At 71.3% G+C, this 16,647-nt stretch carries 17 protein-coding genes; 8 read left to right on the top strand and 9 right to left on the bottom strand.

The annotated features are described in order from the left end of the window. Window positions 1–33: 33 nt before the first annotated feature. Window positions 34–1,614, bottom strand: a complete 1,581-nt coding sequence (locus G3I77_RS20730; protein WP_248505902.1) for a methylmalonyl-CoA mutase — start codon at window positions 1,612–1,614, stop codon at window positions 34–36. A gap of 141 nt (window positions 1,615–1,755) precedes the next feature. On the opposite strand from G3I77_RS20730, the gene G3I77_RS20725 reads away from it, so the two are divergent. Further along, window positions 1,756–2,604, top strand: a complete 849-nt coding sequence (locus G3I77_RS20725) for a L,D-transpeptidase family protein (RefSeq protein ID WP_248505900.1) — start codon at window positions 1,756–1,758, stop codon at window positions 2,602–2,604. A gap of 158 nt (window positions 2,605–2,762) precedes the next feature. On the opposite strand, the gene G3I77_RS20720 is transcribed toward G3I77_RS20725, so the two are convergent. From G3I77_RS20720 to G3I77_RS20705, 4 genes are all read right to left on the bottom strand, one after another. Next, entirely contained in the window at window positions 2,763–3,821 is a 1,059-nt protein-coding gene (locus G3I77_RS20720; protein WP_248505898.1) for a hypothetical protein, read from the bottom strand. After that, window positions 3,821–4,495 (bottom strand): RNA polymerase sigma factor, encoded by a 675-nt coding sequence (locus G3I77_RS20715; protein WP_248505896.1) that lies wholly within the window; start codon window positions 4,493–4,495, stop codon window positions 3,821–3,823. Before G3I77_RS20715 ends, G3I77_RS20720 begins: the two co-directional genes overlap by 1 nt. 409 nt (window positions 4,496–4,904) lie before the next feature. After that, a complete protein-coding gene (locus G3I77_RS20710) occupies window positions 4,905–5,666 on the bottom strand; it encodes a hypothetical protein (protein ID WP_248505894.1) in 762 nt (253 codons plus the stop codon). Between the two features lie 153 nt (window positions 5,667–5,819). Beyond that, a complete protein-coding gene (locus tag G3I77_RS20705; RefSeq protein ID WP_248505891.1) occupies window positions 5,820–6,437 on the bottom strand; it encodes an RNA polymerase sigma factor in 618 nt (205 codons plus the stop codon). 216 nt (window positions 6,438–6,653) lie between these two features. Between G3I77_RS20705 and G3I77_RS20700 the strand changes: the two genes are divergently transcribed. Beyond that, complete coding sequence (locus G3I77_RS20700) at window positions 6,654–7,841, top strand: N-acetylmuramoyl-L-alanine amidase (RefSeq protein ID WP_248505889.1); 1,188 nt, start codon at window positions 6,654–6,656, stop codon at window positions 7,839–7,841. A 2-nt stretch (window positions 7,842–7,843) separates the two neighbouring features. Here G3I77_RS20700 and G3I77_RS20695 read toward each other — a convergent pair whose 3' ends face one another. The 4 genes from G3I77_RS20695 to G3I77_RS20680 all read right to left on the bottom strand — a co-directional run bounded on the left by G3I77_RS20695 (window position 7,844) and on the right by G3I77_RS20680 (window position 11,292). Beyond that, window positions 7,844–8,239 carry a hypothetical protein gene (locus tag G3I77_RS20695; protein WP_248505887.1) on the bottom strand — a complete coding sequence of 132 codons (396 nt, stop codon included), beginning with the start codon at window positions 8,237–8,239 and terminating at the stop codon, window positions 7,844–7,846. A 155-nt stretch (window positions 8,240–8,394) separates the two neighbouring features. Then, the gene (locus tag G3I77_RS20690; RefSeq protein ID WP_248505885.1) at window positions 8,395–8,949 is read right to left on the bottom strand and encodes a hypothetical protein; all 555 of its coding nucleotides are present in this window, start codon (window positions 8,947–8,949) and stop codon (window positions 8,395–8,397) included. 108 nt (window positions 8,950–9,057) lie between these two features. Next, on the bottom strand, window positions 9,058–9,600 hold the full coding sequence (locus G3I77_RS20685) for a hypothetical protein (protein ID WP_248505884.1): 543 nt from the start codon (window positions 9,598–9,600) through the stop codon (window positions 9,058–9,060). A gap of 96 nt (window positions 9,601–9,696) precedes the next feature. After that, window positions 9,697–11,292, bottom strand: coding sequence for a glycoside hydrolase family 20 protein (locus tag G3I77_RS20680; protein ID WP_248506120.1), 1,596 nt, complete (start codon window positions 11,290–11,292; stop codon window positions 9,697–9,699). Between the two features lie 290 nt (window positions 11,293–11,582). Here G3I77_RS20680 and G3I77_RS20675 point away from each other — a divergent pair, with 290 nt between their 5' ends. The 6 genes from G3I77_RS20675 (at window position 11,583) to G3I77_RS20650 (ending at window position 16,467) form a co-directional block, all read left to right on the top strand. Beyond that, a complete protein-coding gene (locus tag G3I77_RS20675) occupies window positions 11,583–12,080 on the top strand; it encodes a 2-oxo-4-hydroxy-4-carboxy-5-ureidoimidazoline decarboxylase (protein ID WP_248505882.1) in 498 nt (165 codons plus the stop codon). A 192-nt stretch (window positions 12,081–12,272) separates the two neighbouring features. After that, a complete protein-coding gene (sdhC, locus tag G3I77_RS20670; RefSeq protein ID WP_031107855.1) occupies window positions 12,273–12,653 on the top strand; it encodes a succinate dehydrogenase, cytochrome b556 subunit in 381 nt (126 codons plus the stop codon). 5 nt (window positions 12,654–12,658) lie between these two features. Further along, a complete protein-coding gene (locus G3I77_RS20665) occupies window positions 12,659–13,141 on the top strand; it encodes a succinate dehydrogenase hydrophobic membrane anchor subunit (RefSeq protein ID WP_107455798.1) in 483 nt (160 codons plus the stop codon). Window positions 13,142–13,160: 19 nt separating this feature from the next. Beyond that, window positions 13,161–14,915 carry a succinate dehydrogenase flavoprotein subunit gene (gene sdhA / locus G3I77_RS20660; RefSeq protein WP_248505880.1) on the top strand — a complete coding sequence of 585 codons (1,755 nt, stop codon included), beginning with the start codon at window positions 13,161–13,163 and terminating at the stop codon, window positions 14,913–14,915. Beyond that, the gene (locus G3I77_RS20655; RefSeq protein ID WP_248505878.1) at window positions 14,915–15,694 is read left to right on the top strand and encodes a succinate dehydrogenase iron-sulfur subunit; all 780 of its coding nucleotides are present in this window, start codon (window positions 14,915–14,917) and stop codon (window positions 15,692–15,694) included. Before sdhA ends, G3I77_RS20655 begins: the two co-directional genes overlap by 1 nt. 152 nt (window positions 15,695–15,846) lie before the next feature. Then, complete coding sequence (locus G3I77_RS20650) at window positions 15,847–16,467, top strand: Uma2 family endonuclease (protein WP_248505876.1); 621 nt, start codon at window positions 15,847–15,849, stop codon at window positions 16,465–16,467. The last annotated feature ends 180 nt before the right edge of the window (window positions 16,468–16,647 follow it).

The following is a 16,647-nucleotide window of genomic DNA, read 5'->3' as shown; positions in this document are numbered from 1 at the left end:
CGGGTCTGACATCCCCGCCCGGCTGTCTGCCGGTCAGAAGACGTCGGACGGGACGTACGCCCCCCACACCTCGCGCAGCGCGTTGCAGACCTCGCCGACGGTCGCCCGGGCGCGCAGGGCCTCCTTCATCGGGTAGAGGACGTTGTCCTCTCCCTCGGCGGCCTTCTTGAGGGCCGCCAGGGCCGCGTCCACGGCCGGCTGGTCGCGCTCCGCGCGGAGCTCGGCCAGGCGTTCGGCCTGCCGGGCCTCGATGGCCGGGTCGACGCGCAGCGGCTCGTACGGTTCTTCCTCGTCGAGCTGGAAACGGTTGACGCCCACCACGACGCGTTCGCCGGTGTCGGTCTCCTGGGCGATGCGGTAGGCGTTGCGTTCGATCTCGCTCTTCTGGAAGCCCCGTTCGATGGCGTCGACGGCGCCGCCCAGTTCCTCGACCTTGGCCATCAGTTCCACGGCCGCGGCCTCGACGTCGTCGGTCATCCTCTCGATGACGTAGGACCCGGCGAACGGGTCGACGGTCGCCGTCACGTCCGTTTCGTAGGCGAGGACCTGCTGGGTGCGCAACGCGAGGCGGGCGGATGTGGCGGTGGGCAGGGCGATGGCCTCGTCGAAGGAGTTGGTGTGCAGCGACTGCGTCCCGCCCAGCACCGCCGCCAGGCCCTGCACCGCGACCCGGACCAGGTTCACCTCCGGCTGCTGGGCGGTCAGCTGCACGCCCGCCGTCTGGGTGTGGAAACGCAGCATCAGCGACTTCGGGTCGGTCGCGCCGAACTCCTCGCGCATCACCCGCGCCCAGATCCGGCGCGCGGCACGGAACTTGGCGACCTCTTCCAGGATCGTGGTGCGGGCCACGAAGAAGAACGACAGCCGGGGGGCGAAGTCGTCGACCTCCATGCCCGCCGCGACCGCCGTGCGGACGTACTCGATGCCGTCGGCGAGGGTGAAGGCGATCTCCTGCGCGGGCGAGGCGCCCGCCTCGGCCATGTGGTAGCCGGAGATGGAGATGGTGTTCCAGCGCGGGATCTCGGTCCGGCAGTACTTGAAGATGTCCGCGATCAGCCGCAGTGAGGGCTTGGGCGGGAAGATGTAGGTGCCGCGGGCGATGTACTCCTTCAGCACATCGTTCTGGATCGTGCCGGTCAGCCGGTCCGCGGGAACGCCCTGCTCTTCGGCGACCAGCTGGTACATGAGAAGCAGCAGGGCCGCCGGGGCGTTGATCGTCATCGACGTCGAGACGCGGTCCAGCGGGATCCCGCCGAACAGCACCCGCATGTCCTCCACCGAATCGATCGCCACACCCACCTTGCCGACCTCGCCGTGCGCGATCGCCGCGTCGGAGTCGTGGCCCATCTGGGTGGGCAGGTCGAAGGCGACCGACAGACCTGTCGTGCCATGAGCGATCAACTGCCGGTACCGGGCGTTGGACTCCGTGGCCGTGCCGAAACCGGCGTACTGGCGCATCGTCCAGGGCCGGCCCGTGTACATCGACGGATACACGCCCCGGGTGTACGGGTACGCCCCGGGCTCCCCCAGCTTCTCCGCCGGATCCCAGCCCTGAAGGGCCTCCGGCCCGTAGACCGGCTCGATCGGCAGTCCGGACTCCGACTCACGCGCCATGGTGGGTTGCCTCCCGCAGAGCAGTGACCTCGCTCACCCACCATGCCCCCTGGTTCGCGGCGGGTCACGCCCGGGGAACATCTCAGGTGACATCCGGGCACACCGGTGAGACGAGCGGGGGGCCGCGTGCGTACCACGGGCATGGGGAGAGCATTCGTGGCGGGACTCGCCGTGGTGGCCGCGCTGACCGGCTGCACGGTCCAGGCCCCCGACGGCGAGGGGAAGCGCCGCTCGCCGGTGCACATCGAGCTGCCCAGCGGCACCCCGTCCCCGGACCGCACGCCCGCCGGTGGCGGCGACGAGCCGAGCGCCGCGCCGGCGCCGGACGACGACAAGCCCGGTGCCGCTCCCGCCCCGCCCCGCGTGCTGTGGTCCCGCGGCGCCACCGGGCGGGACGTCCGGGAGCTCCAGGCCCGGCTGCGGCAGGTCGCCTGGCTGTTCGACGGGCCGACCGGGACGTACGACGAGCCGACGGAGCGGGCGGTCAGCGGCTTCCAGGGCAAGCGCGGGCTGCCGCGCACCGGGAAGACCGACGCCGTCACCTGGCAGCGGCTGCTGCGCATGACGCGCGAGCCGGGCCGGTGGGACCTGTACCTGATGGGCGGCCAGCCGGCCGACCCCCCGGACGCGCGCTGCCGGACCGGCCGGGTGCTGTGCATCGACAAGACCAGCAGGACACTGCGCTGGATGGTCGACGGGCGGACCCTGTCGACGATGGCGGTCCGCTTCGGCTCGCAGTACACGCCGACCCGGGAGGGCGTCTTCTCCGTCTACTGGAAGTCCCGCGACCACGTCTCGACGCTCTACGACTCGCCCATGCCCTACGCGATGTTCTTCAGCGGCGGCCAGGCCGTGCACTTCTCGGCGGACTTCGCCGCCCGGGGCTACGCGGGCGCCTCGCACGGCTGCGTCAACGTACGGGACGAGGCCGCGATCGCGGAGCTGTACGCGCAGGTCCGCAACGGCGACAGGATCGTCGTGTCCTGGTGACGGCGGGGAGAGGAAGTGTGCGGCGCGGGCGGGACCGGGGGAACGTGTCCCGCCCGCGCTCAGGTGCACGAGCCGTAGGTACGGGGGGAACCCCGGCTCTGTGCGACGGCCGATGACCAGTCGGCTCACTCATTACTGCGCCAGGGCGGCCGAAAACGTCACACCCTCGGCCAGGAGATTTTCAGCGAGTGCGAAACCGCAGGTCGCAGCGGTGCGACAGAGCCCCGGAGCCGGTCACGGTCCGCGTCGTCATCGTCGTCGTCCTTCTTCTCGGCGCGCTTCTCGGCCTGCTTCTCGGCCTGCTTCTCGGCCTCACGGCCGGCCTTGTCCTGCTTCCGGTCCCGGTCCGCGCCCTTGCCCTGGTGACGGCCCCTGTCCGCGTGGTCGTCGTTCCCGCGCTCCCCCGAGCGGGGGTCCGCCTTGGACAGGACGCCCTTGCAGTACTTCCACGCCCGGAGGCCGCCCGCCGCGTCCCGCAGAGCGCGCCTGCGGTCGGGGTCCAGCCGCTTGCCGTCGCGGAGGTCGCGGCAGGCGGAGGTGATCTCCCTGCGGTGGTCGCCGGAGCGGTTCTTCCGGTCGTCCGGCTTCGGGGCCGCGTCGTCGCGCTCCGCGTCCTCGCCCTGGGCACCGGCCCCGCCCGGCGAGGTGCCGCCCGGGGCGTCGTCGGGGGTCGAGCCGCCCTGCGCGGCGTCGCTCGGCGAGGGCGACACCAGCGGGCGTTCGGGATGAGTGACGGAGGCCGAGACGGAGGCGCCGGGGTTGGGCTCGTCGCCGCCGAACGGTGCCCTCAGGGCTCCGGTTCCGGCCGCGAGGGCGACCCCGCCGGCCATGCCGACGGCCAGCACGGCGGCCAGCGCGAAGCGGGCGGGACGGGCCCAGCGGGGCCGCCGGGCGATGACGGTGCCGCTGCCGCCGGGGGTTCCGATACGGACCAGCCCCGCGTCGGCGACCTCGGCCGCGTCCCGTCCGCCGGTGACCGAGCGGGCCGCTGCCCCGTCGGCGCGTTCCGCGCGGGCTTTGCGGAAAGCGGCCACCGCGGCGGCCTCGCCGGGGAGTTCATCGCTGGTCAGCGGGGGTGTGGCGGACAGCGCGCCGAGGGTCCTGGCGAGGTGTTCGGCCTGGTCCCGGCCGGCTCCGTCGACAGCTTCGAGTGGCTCTCCGCTCAGCAAACGCTCCGCCGTTTCGCGGTCCAGCCACCTGTACTGCTCGTCGGCCATCACACATCCTTCTGCGTCCGCGCAACGCTATGCGTCACACCTGCGGACGTCACGGCACCGCCGCGCGGTTCTCGCTGGGGCGGCAGTGCGTCGAGCACCCCGGCCGATTCCGGATCGGCCTGCGGGTCGTCGCCGAGCAGCTCGGCGAGCCTCTTCAGACCCCGGTGCGCCGCCGTGCGGACCGCGCCCGGGCGCTTGCCGAGCGTCTCGGCGGCGGTCTTCGCGTCGAGTCCCACCACCACGCGCAGCACGACCGCCTCGGCCTGGTCCTGCGGCAGCCGGGAGATCAGGGAGAACGTGCCGTCGGTGGCGAGCGCCTCGATGGCCTCGCCGGCGGTGTCCGACTCGGCGGCCCGGCCGGTCAGCTCGGTCTCGTCACCGCCGATCGCGGGCCGGCGCCCGCGCATGCGTATGTGGTCCAGCGCGCGGTTGCGGGCGATCCGGGCGGCCCAGCCGCGGAACCGGTCCGCGTCGCCGGTGAACCGCTCCAGATCGCGGGCTATCTGAAGCCACGCCTCGGACGTCACGTCCTCGGCGTCGGGATCGCCGACCAGTGTCCGTACGTACCCGAGCAGCCGCGGATGCACGGTGCGGTACACAGTCCGGAACGCGTCTTCGTCTCCGTCCTGTGCCGCGCACACCGCGGCGGTCAGCTCCGCGTCGTCCCCCAGCACCGCGCGCCCTTCTGCGCCTCAACCGGCGCCGCTCTCGCGGTCCGGGTTCTCGCCGTCGTGGTTGCTCAATTGGTGGTTGCGGTTACAAGCCCGCAGGTTGTTGCGGTGGTCTTGCCGCCTCCGCGTTGGCGCGAATGGCACGTTACGACCTGAAACCACTCCCCGTCCATGTCCGTCCAGGATGCAACTAAGCCGTGACGCGGTGGGGTGTGACAGAAAACGCACACGGGGCGCTGTAGGAAGTACGGGCCGCCGCGCGGCCCGTGCCGCGCGACGGCCGGGGCCTCTCCTGTGGGGGGTGGCGGCCTCGGCCGTTGCCATGGCGGGTGCCGGCGCACGGGCGGAATCGCCCGGCGGTCACGGCCGCCGTTCGCGGAATCTCTTACTACTGACGGCCGTTGGCCGGGAGCTACTGGCGGCCGTTGGGCTGGGAGCGCTTGCCCTCGCTCCGGCTCTTGCCCGTGCCGCCGTCCGGCCCGTCGCCCGCACCGCTGTTCGGGGCGGGAGTGCCCTCGGCCTTGGCGGGGTCGTCGTTCTCCGCGCCGCCGCTCCTGCCCTTCGGCTCGTCCAGCTGCCCGGCGCAGTACGCCGTGACGTTCCTCTCACCGCCCGCGGCGGCCACGAGACGCTGCCAGGACGTCGCCTCCATGGCCTTGCCGCGTCGCCCGGCCCGCTCATAGGCGCGGCAGTGGGCGGCCTCGGTGTCCTGGGCGGTGTCCGGCCGGTCCGGGTGCGCCGGGGCCGAGCCGGTGCCGGGGCTGTGGCTGCCGCGAGGAGGCGTCCCCGCCGGGTCGCGCGGGGCACTGCTCGGGGCGGGCCGACGCTCGGGGGTGTCCTTCGTGCCGTCCTCCGACGATCCCGCCACGCCGATCGCCGCCACCGCGACGCCGCCCAGCGTGAGACTGGCGAGCAGCAGGGAGAGCGTCGTCTTCAGGGACCGCCCCAGGCAGCGCCGTTCCCGGGCACGCCAGTCGTCCCGGCGACGGGTGCGCGTCCGCGGGGCACCGGCGTCCCGGGCGGCCCGGAAGGCGGCCACGGCCCGCTGTTCGGCCTCGGCGTCGACACCGTCCCGGATGAGGGAGGCGACGATCAGCGCCTCCACGTCGGAGTCGAGGACGGCGTGCCGGGAACCACGGCCGGAAAGCCCGCCGTCGCTCTGCCGTTCACCCATGTCCGTGTCCGTCCCTGCTCGATCCGATCGATCCGTCTGTTCCGCCTGCGCCTGCCGGCCCGCCGGGCCCCAGTACGTCCCGCCGGTCCGCCCTGTTCAGAGCGCCGAGTCCGCGCGACCCGCCCGGACCGTCCGCGAAACCACCGGTTCCGCTCACGTCGACTCACCCAGCGTCCGGTGAGCCTCATCCGTCACACTCTCCACGCCCAGCTGCCCGGCGAGGCGTTTCAGGCCCCGGTAGGCGGCCGTGCGCACCGCGCCCGGGCGCTTGCCCAGGACCCGCGCGGCGGCCGGGCCGTCGAGACCGACCACGACGCGCAGCAGCACGGCCTCGGCCTGGTCGCGCGGCAGGCCCCGGACCAGCTCCAGGGCCTGCTCGGTGGAGATGGCCTCCAGCGCCTGGTCATGCGTGCTCTGCGGTCCGGGCAGTTCCAGGACGTCCTGCTCCAGCGCGGACGACCGGGGCCGTACCCGCTGCCGGCGCAGGTGGTCCAGCGCCCGGTGCCGGGCGATGGTCGCCGTCCAGCCGCGGAAGCCGGCCCCGTCGCCCCGGAACCGCCCGAGGTCCCGGGCGATCTCCAGCCAGGCGTCGGACGCCACGTCCTCCGCGTCGTCCCCGACCAGGCCGCGCAGATAGCCGAGCAGTCCGGGCTGCACAAGCCGGTAGGCGACCGCGAAGGCCGCCTCGTCACCCTGCTGGGCCCGCGTGACGGCCGCGCCCAGTTCCCCGTCGTACGTCTGCCCTCGCCGGGGTTCCGCTCCCTGACCCAAGTACCGTCCTCGTCCGTGCCGAGTGCGCGCCCTCCCACGCTCATCAGCGCCGGTCCGCACGGAAGTGTCACAGCGCGTCAGGCACGGGGCGCCGACGACCGTTCGGGTCAACCCGGCCCGCCGTTCTCGGGAGCCCGGCCCCGCAGAGGTTTCGGCCAAGTGACGTACCGGGGAGCTCTGCTCGCGATGGAACCGCCCACGAAAGGCGAGCGCCGTATGACACCCCGCCTCCTGCGCACCGCCGTCGCCACCGCTCTGGCCCTCGGTGCCCTCGGCCTGACCCAGCCCGCCCGGGCCGTCTCCTCGGACGGTGTGCACACCGTCCGGGTGCCGGGCGGCGACCCCCGTGAGCGGTCCCTCGCCCCGCGCACCACCGAGCCGTTCAGCCTGATCGGTGTCACCTGGGACGACCCGGACGCGACCCTGGACGGCACCGTCCAGGTGCGCACCCGCTCCCGGGAGAGCGGCGCGTGGAGCGCGTGGCGCCCCCTGGAGACCGACGTCCGTACGCCCGAGGCCGGCCCCGAACGGGACCGGGCCGGTGTGCGCGGCAGCACCCAGCCGCTGTGGACCGGACCCTCGGACGGCGTCCAGGTGCGCGTCTCGGGCTCGCGCCTGCCGGCGGGGCTGCGCGTCGAACTGGTCGATCCCGAGGCCGGGTCGGACGGCGTGCACACCGCGGTCGTCGAACCGGACGTCGTCGAGAGGGACGTCGTCGAGCCGGCCGCCGGGCCGCTCGCGGCCGAGCGTCCCGCCGTGACGTCGCGCGCCGCCTGGGGCGCCGACGAGTCCCTGGTGAAGGACCCGCCCACCTATACCGGCGACACCAAGGCGATGTTCGTCCACCACACGGCGGGCACCAACGACTACGCCTGCTCCGAGTCGGCGTCCATCGTGCGCGGCGTGTTCCTCTACCACGTGCAGAGCAACGGCTGGAACGACATCGGCTACCACTTCCTCGTCGACAAGTGCGGCACCGTCTTCGAGGGCCGTGCGGGCGGTATGGACAAGCCCGTCCTCGGCGCGCACGCCTACGGGTTCAACACCGCCACCAGCAGCGTCTCGGTGCTCGGCAACTACTCCACGACGGCCACGAACGCCGTGGTGCGCGAGTCGGTCGCGAAGGTCACGGCGTGGAAGCTCGGCCTCTACGGCATCGACCCGACCGGGACGGTCGTCCTGACCTCCGGTGCCGACAACGGCAAGTACAAGCTAGGCCAGAAGGGGACCTTCCACCGCATCTCCGGCCACCGCGACGGCTACCCGACCGAGTGCCCCGGGCAGAACCTCTATGACGACCTGCCCGAGATCCGCACCCTGGCCGCGAACGCCGGCAAGACGGCCGAGGCCGCTCAGGAGCCGCCGGTGCCCCGGGACGAGGACGAGGACGTGCTCGCGCGCTGACGCTACCGCCGGGACCCGGTGCCCACCGCGTCCCGGCACAGCAGCCGCAGCGATCCATGACCGGCGTAGCAGCGGCGGGCCTCGTCGATGGGGTCCCACAGGCGCCCGTCGGGGGTGCGGAGCCAGTGGTCGCCGCCCGTCGCCCACCACTCGGCGCCGGTCTGACGCGCCATCACCTCACCGGCATAGGCGCCGAAGCCGCGCAGCACCGCCTCGACGGCGGCGTAGGGCGCTCCCTCCCGCCGTATCCCCTCGATCATCCGGTCGATGCTCCACAGGCTCTGCGCCGAGTAGTCGAGGCGCAGTCGCGCTCCCTCGCGCATCGTCGCCACTGTGTCCGCCGCCCATCGCAGCGGCTTGGCAGCCGCCGATGGCCTGGTCTCCGCTTGAGTCGTCACATCCCGGAAAGCGCTGCGGCGAAGCGTTTCGTCACCCGGAATCGGCGACTTCCCCGAAGCGGCGCAGGACCACCCCACCTCGCTCAAGGGACAGTCACAGGACCCTTCCAGGAACCGGGTTTAGGCCGGTCAGGGCTATCGGCGGGCGCCGCCCTTCAGCCCTGTTGCCGGCTCCGGCGGGACACCACCGCGCGCAGTACCCGCCGCCCCTCCACCGACACCTCCAGCGCCCGGCGCAGCCCGGCCGGGCCGTGTCCGGCCAGGACCTCCAGGACGGTGATCTGGCGGCGCAGTTCGGCGGCGACGAGGGGTGACATGCCGTCCGTACGGCCCTCGCGGCGGGAGTCGACGGACGAGGCGTCGTCCTCGGCGGTGTCCAGGAGCCGGTGGATCTGCAGGGAGGCGACGGAGCAGGCGTCGGCCCACACCCGGACTTCCGCGGCGGACCGCTCCACGGGAGCGGCCTCGAGCATCCGGTGGGCGAGCACGACCGCCTCGTCCCCGGCGCCGGCCGCGTCCAGCTTGCCGCGCGCCTGCTCCAGGCGTTCGCCCCATTCATCGGCACCGGCGCCGTCGCTGAGGCTCGCCCACACCGGCCGCAGGATCTCGTCGTCGCCGCCCAGCAGGGGCACGCACCGATCCATACAAGCCAGCCCGCTCGCGGCCAGCCCGCGTTCGTCGGCCTGTGCGATCAACTCCACCAGGCTCATCCACGCCTCCCTCCGCGGGCCTTCTCCGGGGCCCGATCAGGCCACTGCCAGCCCTCACCCCTCACGGAACCCGCACTTCCCCTTACTGCGTGCAACGGCCCCGGAGTGTCACAGGGGCCCCACGCCCAGTCTGTCGAGGAAGCGGAACAAGAGGTTTTCGGCCTGGGGGTCCCCCCGCTCGAGCGAAGCCGAGAGTGGGGGAGGCTCGGGGTCTGACGTCAGTACGTCCATCAGGGCGTCGGCGTTCACCTCGCACCCGGCCTCGGCGGCCCAGCGCACGGCGCGCTCGGCGGCGTCGCCGGGTTCCAGGAAGTAGTCCTCCAGCGTGAGGCCCTCCCGGTTCGCCCCCAGGTACCCGGCCATGGCGGAGCGCGCGAGACAGGTCGTCCACGCCCCGCTCTCCACAGCCGCGGCCTCCAGCACCACGCACTCGCTGTTCATGACGTACCCGAAGAGCGCGGGCGCCCCGGTCTCCTGGGCGAGGGCGTTCATGTTCCCGATGTCGCCGTCGCTGCTCGGGTACTCCCACACCTGCCATCCGCCCGGCGCGAAGGCGCGCTGCGTCGGACCGTCCCCGGCCGCCGCCAGCGCGTCCAGCTCCGGCAGCGGCCGCTCCCCCCGCCCGACGACGAAGTATCCCCAATAGCCCATGTCCCGGTTCCCCCCGGCATATTCGACGCTGCCCTGCGTCAGAAGACCACCACAGTCGTACGGGAGTTCGCAGCCGTATGAGCCAATTCGTGCCGGTCAGCCGAGCCTGTCCGCCAGTGCCCGGAACTCCGTCCAGGACAGCTCGGGCTTGTCCGGGTCCCACAGCTTCTGGACGGTCGCCCGCAGCGGCATCCGGATCCCGGCCGCCACCTGGTCCTGCGTCTGGGAGTTCGCGAGGTCGCACCACACGGCGAAGGACCCGCCGAGGATCTGGCCGTCATAGCGCGCCGGCACGGCCGCGGTGCCGCGCAGCACCCGCGGCGTCCACTGCTCGTAGATCCGCTGCCCCGTCGGGTAGACGAAGGTCTGCGGCTCGCCGAGCACGTAGTACAGGAACTCGTCGTTGTAGTTGATCACCTTGCGGCCGGCTTGCAGGTACTCCAGGGGCGCCCGGGCGCCGATCTCCTTGCCGGTCCAGTAGGCGACCTGGATGTCCTTGGCGGCCTGGACGGACGTACCGCGGAAGAAGCCGTCGTTCCACGCGCGCGGGGTGCGCTGGTGGGCCCGGACGGTGTCGGCCCGGTCGTTCAGCCAACCGGTCGCGAGGTCGGCGACCGTCGCGCCGGAGCCGTACTTCTCCTGGGCGGCGGCGGCCAGCTGCGGGAACGACGCCTCCGGGTCCGACCGGGTCAGCGCCTGGTACTCGTCACCGCCGAGGTGCCACGGCCCGCCGGGGAAGAGGTCCGCGTACTCGTTGAGCAGGTCGTCGACGATCTCGGCGCTCTCGGCCTTGGAGATGTCGATGGCGCCCTGCACCGCCGACCCCTGCGCGCTGCGCAGCTGCAGGTCGGGGTGGGCGTCGAGGACCGCGCCGAGGTGCCCGGGCGAGTCGATCTCGGGCACGACCGTGATGTGCCGGCTCCGCGCGAGGTCGATGATCTTCCGCACCTGCGCCTTGGTCAGATGCTGCTCGGACACGATCTCGGGATGCGAGGACGACTCGATCCGGAATCCCTGGTCGTCGGAGAAGTGCAGCCCCAACTGGTTGAACTTCAGATCGCCCAGCTCCCGGATCCGGTCCTCGATCCAGCCGGCCGTGAAGGGCTTGCGGGCGATGTCCAGCATGAACCCGCGTGACGGCTTGGCCGGCTCGTCCTTCACGACCCCCTCGGGCGCCGTGCCGCCGCCGTGCGTCTCCTGCTTGAGCGTGCGGGTGCCGTAGAAGACCCCCGCGTCGGACGGCCCGTTGATCTCCGCCCGCCCGTCGCGCACGGTCATCACGTACGACTCCGGGTTCGCGCCCTTGTCGCCGTTCAGCGCCAGCCGCAGGTCACCGGCCCGCTTGTCGTCCTTCTCGCCCGCGTACGCCATGCCCAGCTCGCCGGCGACCAGGCGCCCCTCGTCGGCCAGGGCCGGGTCGTCCACGACCACCCGGTTGCCCTTCTCGGGGCGCCAGCCCGGGCCGCGCGCCGGCTCGTGGTCGCGCACGGCGGGGATGGTGCGGGGCGCCTCGGACAGGGGGTAGGAGCGGGTCGGGCTGGGGGCCGCCTCCGGCGCTCCGTCCGGGGGCGCGGCCGCGGTGCCCCCCTGCGAGGATCCGGCCTGCGAGCCCGTGGACCCGCCGTCGCCGCCCGAGGCCGCCCAGAGCCCAAGACTCACCCCGGCCGCGACCACGACCAGGGCTACAGCCATGGCCACGACCAGCACCTGCCGCTGTTTCTCCTGCTTCGCCGAAGTCCGGCGCCTGTGCTGACTCACACGGCCAACCTAAAACCCGAGACCGCCTGGCGCGCGTCCACCACGCGTTCCGAAACCCTCTCTCCCGGGTGAAATTCATGCATCCTTCGGACACGTCATGGCCATACTCGATAGCGTGACGTCACATCTCTCACAACTTGCCCTGCCGACACACGTGACGCCCACGAGGACCCACGCTGCCTGCGCACCCTCTCCCAGACCTCCCCGGCCGGCTCGCCATACCGGTGGAGCACTTCTTCAACGCAGCCTCCGCACAGGAGCTGGAGCAGGCCCTCCTGTCCTGCCTGCGCAGCCTGCGCTGGGCCCGGCGCGTCGCGGACCACCGCCCCTATCCGGACCTGGACTCGCTGCTGGCCGCCGCGGACGAGGCGGCCTACGACCTGACCTGGCCCGACCTCACGGAAGCACTGGCGGCCGAGCCCCTGCCCACGCTCCCGCCGGACACCTACTCCGCGGCCCACACCGCCCTCAGCGCGGCGCACGCCGCATACGAGGCCCGCTTCGGGCACGTGTTCGTCATCTGTCTGGACGGCGTCTCCCCGTCCGAGACCCTGGACCGCCTCCTCGAAGCCATCCGGTCACGATTGACGAACGATCCGGAAGAAGAGCGGGCGGTCGTGGCCGATGAGCTCCGGCGCCTGGCGAGCGGGCGGCTGGTCAGCGCCCTCAAGGGCGCGGGGAACCGCGCGAACCACCACAGCACACCCGCACCCGGCGGATAACAGGACACCCCACCCCAGAAGCTGTTTCCGCTAGCCCGTACGCATGCCAGTTTGATCACACAGCCAGACCCCGGCGCAGCCCGGCCGCAGCACATCGCTACGATGCTGGGGGCCGGTGGACCGTACCCGGCCGGGCCCGACCGACACACCAAGCCGGCGCGGCCCCAATCCCCGCTCCCGGAGGAAACTTCCGTGCCGGCTGGAACGCTGTACCGCGGCCGGGAAGGAATGTGGTCCTGGGTGGCTCATCGAGTCACCGGCGTCCTCATCTTCTTCTTCCTGTTCGTCCACGTGCTGGACACCGCCCTCGTCCGCGTGTCCCCTGAGGCCTACGACACCGTCGTGGCCACGTACAAGACGCCGATCGTCGCGCTGCTGGAGTACGGCCTCGTCGCCGCCATCCTCTTCCACGCGCTCAACGGCCTGCGTGTCATCGCCGTCGACTTCTGGATCAAGGGCGCCCGCTACCAGAAGCAGATGCTCTGGACCGTCGTCGCCCTGTGGGTCGTGCTGATGCTCGGGGCGATCTACCCCGTCCTCGGCCACGCCGCTCGTGAACTCTTCGGGAGCTGACGCCAATGTCCACGTCTGAGAAGACCGCCGCCGGTGTCGGCCCCGTCGAGGGCGGCGCCGTCTACACCGTCGACAACCCGGCGCCCTTCATCGAGGCCCCGCGCCAGCGCACCAAGAAGACCCCGAAGACCACCCGGGGCAACTTCGAACTGGCCGCCTGGCTCTTCATGCGCCTGTCGGGCGTCGTGCTGGTCGTCCTGGTCCTCGGCCACCTGCTGATCCAGCTCGTGCTGGACGGCGGCGTCTCCAAGATCGGCTTCGCCTTCGTGGCGGGCCGCTGGGCGTCCCCGTTCTGGCAGGTCTGGGACCTGCTGATGCTGTGGCTCGCCATGCTGCACGGCGCCAACGGCCTGCGCACGGTCATCAACGACTACGCGGAGCGCGCGAACACCCGGCTGTGGCTCAAGGGCCTGCTCTACACCGCCACGGTGTTCACCATCCTGCTGGGCACGCTGGTGATCTTCACCTTCGACCCGAACATCCGCTAGGCACGGGGTTGCGAGAATCATGAAGATCCACAAGTACGACACCGTCATCGTCGGCGCCGGTGGCGCGGGCATGCGCGCGGCCATCGAGTCCACGAAGCGCAGCCGCACCGCCGTGCTGACCAAGCTCTACCCCACCCGCTCCCACACGGGCGCCGCGCAGGGCGGCATGGCCGCCGCGCTCGCCAACGTGGAGGAGGACAACTGGGAGTGGCACACCTTCGACACGGTCAAGGGCGGTGACTACCTGGTCGACCAGGACGCCGCCGAGATCCTGGCGAAGGAGGCCATCGACTCGGTCCTCGACCTGGAGAAGATGGGCCTGCCGTTCAACCGCACCCCGAACGGCACCATCGACCAGCGCCGCTTCGGCGGTCACTCGCGCAACCACGGCGAGGCCCCGGTCCGCCGCTCCTGCTACGCGGCCGACCGCACGGGCCACATGATCCTCCAGACGCTGTACCAGAACTGCGTCAAGGAGGGCGTGGAGTTCTACAACGAGTTCTACGTCCTGGACCAGCTGATCACCGAGGTCGACGGCGTCAAGAAGTCGGCCGGTGTCGTGGCGTACGAGCTGGCGACCGGTGAGATCCACGTCTTCCAGGCGAAGTCCGTGGTCTACGCGTCCGGCGGCTGCGGCAAGTTCTTCAAGGTGACGTCCAACGCGCACACGCTGACCGGTGACGGCCAGGCGGCGGTCTACCGCCGCGGCCTGCCGCTGGAGGACATGGAGTTCTTCCAGTTCCACCCGACCGGCATCTGGCGCATGGGCATCCTGCTGACGGAGGGCGCCCGCGGTGAGGGCGGCATCCTCCGCAACAAGGACGGCGAGCGCTTCATGGAGAAGTACGCGCCGGTCATGAAGGACCTCGCGTCCCGTGACGTCGTCTCGCGCTCCATCTACACGGAGATCCGTGAGGGCCGCGGCTGCGGCCCCGAGGGCGACCACGTCTACCTCGACCTCACGCACCTCCCGCCGGAGCAGCTGGACGCGAAGCTCCCGGACATCACGGAGTTCGCCCGCACCTACCTCGGCATCGAGCCCTACACGGACCCGATCCCGATCCAGCCCACCGCGCACTACGCCATGGGCGGCATCCCGACGAACGTCGAGGGTGAGGTCCTGGCGGACAACACCACGGTCGTTCCCGGTCTGTACGCCGCGGGCGAGGTCGCCTGCGTCTCCGTCCACGGCGCCAACCGCCTCGGCACGAACTCGCTGCTGGACATCAACGTCTTCGGCAAGCGCGCCGGCATCGCCGCCGCGGAGTACGCGCAGAAGGCCGAGTTCGTCGAGCTGCCGGAGAACCCGGCGGAGCTCGTGGTCGAGCAGGTGGAGCGGCTGCGCGACGCCACCGGCACCGAGCGGGTGGCGGAGCTGCGGCGTGAGCTGCAGGACACCATGGACGCCAACGTCATGGTGTTCCGCACCGAGCAGACGATCAAGACGGCGGTCGAGAAGATCGCGGAGCTGCGCGAGCGCTACAAGAACGTGGCGATCCAGGACAAGGGCAAGCGGTTCAACACGGACCTGCTGGAGGCCATCGAGCTGGGCAACCTGCTCGACCTCGCCGAGGTCATGGCCGTCTCCGCGCTCGCCCGCAAGGAGTCCCGCGGCGGTCACTACCGTGAGGACTACCCGAACCGCGACGACGTCAACTTCATGCGGCACACCATGGCGTACCGCGAGGTCGGCGCCGACGGCTCCGAAACCGTCCGTCTCGACTACAAGCCGGTCGTCCAGACCCGCTACCAGCCGATGGAGCGTAAGTACTGATGGCTACCCCTGTTCTGGACAAGGAAGACGCGGCCGGCAAGCCCGAGCCCGGTTTCGCCGACTCCCCCTACATCACGGTCACCTTCCGCATCCGCCGGTTCAACCCGGAGGTCGCGGCGGACGCCACCTGGGAGGACTTCCAGGTCGAGATCGACCCGAAGGAGCGCGTCCTCGACGCCCTCCACAAGATCAAGTGGGACCTGGACGGCACGCTGACGTTCCGCCGGTCCTGCGCGCACGGCATCTGCGGCTCGGACGCCATGCGGATCAACGGCAAGAACCGCCTGGCCTGCAAGACGCTGATCAAGGACATCAATCCCGAGAAGCCGATCACGGTCGAGGCCATCAAGGGCCTCACGGTCCTGAAGGACCTCGTGGTCGACATGGAGCCGTTCTTCCAGGCGTACCGCGACGTCATGCCCTTCCTCATCACGAAGGACACGAACGAGCCGACGCGTGAGCGTTTCCAGACGGCCGAGGACCGCGAGCGGTTCGACGACACGACGAAGTGCATCCTCTGCGCGGCCTGCACCACGTCGTGCCCGGTCTTCTGGAACGACGGCCAGTACTTCGGCCCGGCCGCCATCGTCAACGCGCACCGCTTCATCTTCGACTCGCGTGACGAGGCCGGCGAGCAGCGCCTGGAGATCCTCAACGACCGCGACGGCGTCTGGCGCTGCCGCACGACGTTCAACTGCACGGACGCCTGCCCGCGCGGCATCGAGGTCACGAAGGCGATCGCCGAGGTGAAGCGGGCGCTGATCACGCGCCGCTTCTGAGCTCGGCCGCTTACTCATGAGGGCCCTGTTTCCGCTGGAGACGGGGCCCTCTGGCATATGCCACACCTTCGAGTGAAGGCGCCCGGGACGGACGTGCGGGCCGGGTCCGACCTACGATGATGCTCTCGGCACCAGTTCCCAGGAGGCATCTGATGTCCGCAGCTTCCGTCGAGCAGCCCTTCCACGACGAAGAGCCGGTCACCCTGACGACCATCGCCGACGAGATCATGGAGCGCCATCCGGGCTACCGCGTCGAGATCATCGGAGGCCATCTCCTCGTGACCCCGTCCCCGGATGCACCTCATGCCCGAGCCCTCACCGGCCTCATGGTCCCGTTCATCGCCGCCGGCCTGCACAACGGCGAGACCGAGGTTCTCCAGAATGTCGGCCTCTGGCTCCCCACCGGCGCCGAGGACTACGCCATCCCGGACCTCGTGGTAGTGGACGCCGACATCGACGACCACCTCGTCGAGAACAACGCGTACGACCCGGCCTGTTTCCGTCTCGTACTGGAGGTCACCTCCGGCAACTGGAAGGACGACCTCAAGACGAAGGTCGCCGCCTACGCCGAGGCGAAGGTCCCGGTCTACGTCGTCGTGGACCGCAAGCACCAGCGCCTCCACGTCCTGACCGCCCCGGTCGGAGGCACCTACGAGAACCACCGTCCGCATGCCCCGGGCGAACTCGTCACTCTGCCGGACTCCATCGGTGCCAAGGTGACCCTCGACGTGGCGGAAATCCTCAAGGCCGGCCGGCCGAGGGTGAGCGACTGAGTCGCAGGGCGGCTCGATCTTCGACGGCCACGCATGGGCCGGTTCGCCCAACACGTCGTACGTGAAGCACTGGGTGTCCCATGTGCTGCCCGTCGCCTCGCTGAGCTTGCGTGCGTTGGAGGTGATGGTGCCGGTCGCGTCGTAGGAGTAGCGGCTCCGGTACGGAGATCATCGCCCGTG

Source organism: Streptomyces sp. D2-8, from assembly GCF_023184515.1.
GTDB lineage: Bacteria > Actinomycetota > Actinomycetes > Streptomycetales > Streptomycetaceae > Streptomyces.
Note: the sequence above shows the minus strand (reverse complement) of the source record. Positions and strands in the feature narration are given on the sequence as shown.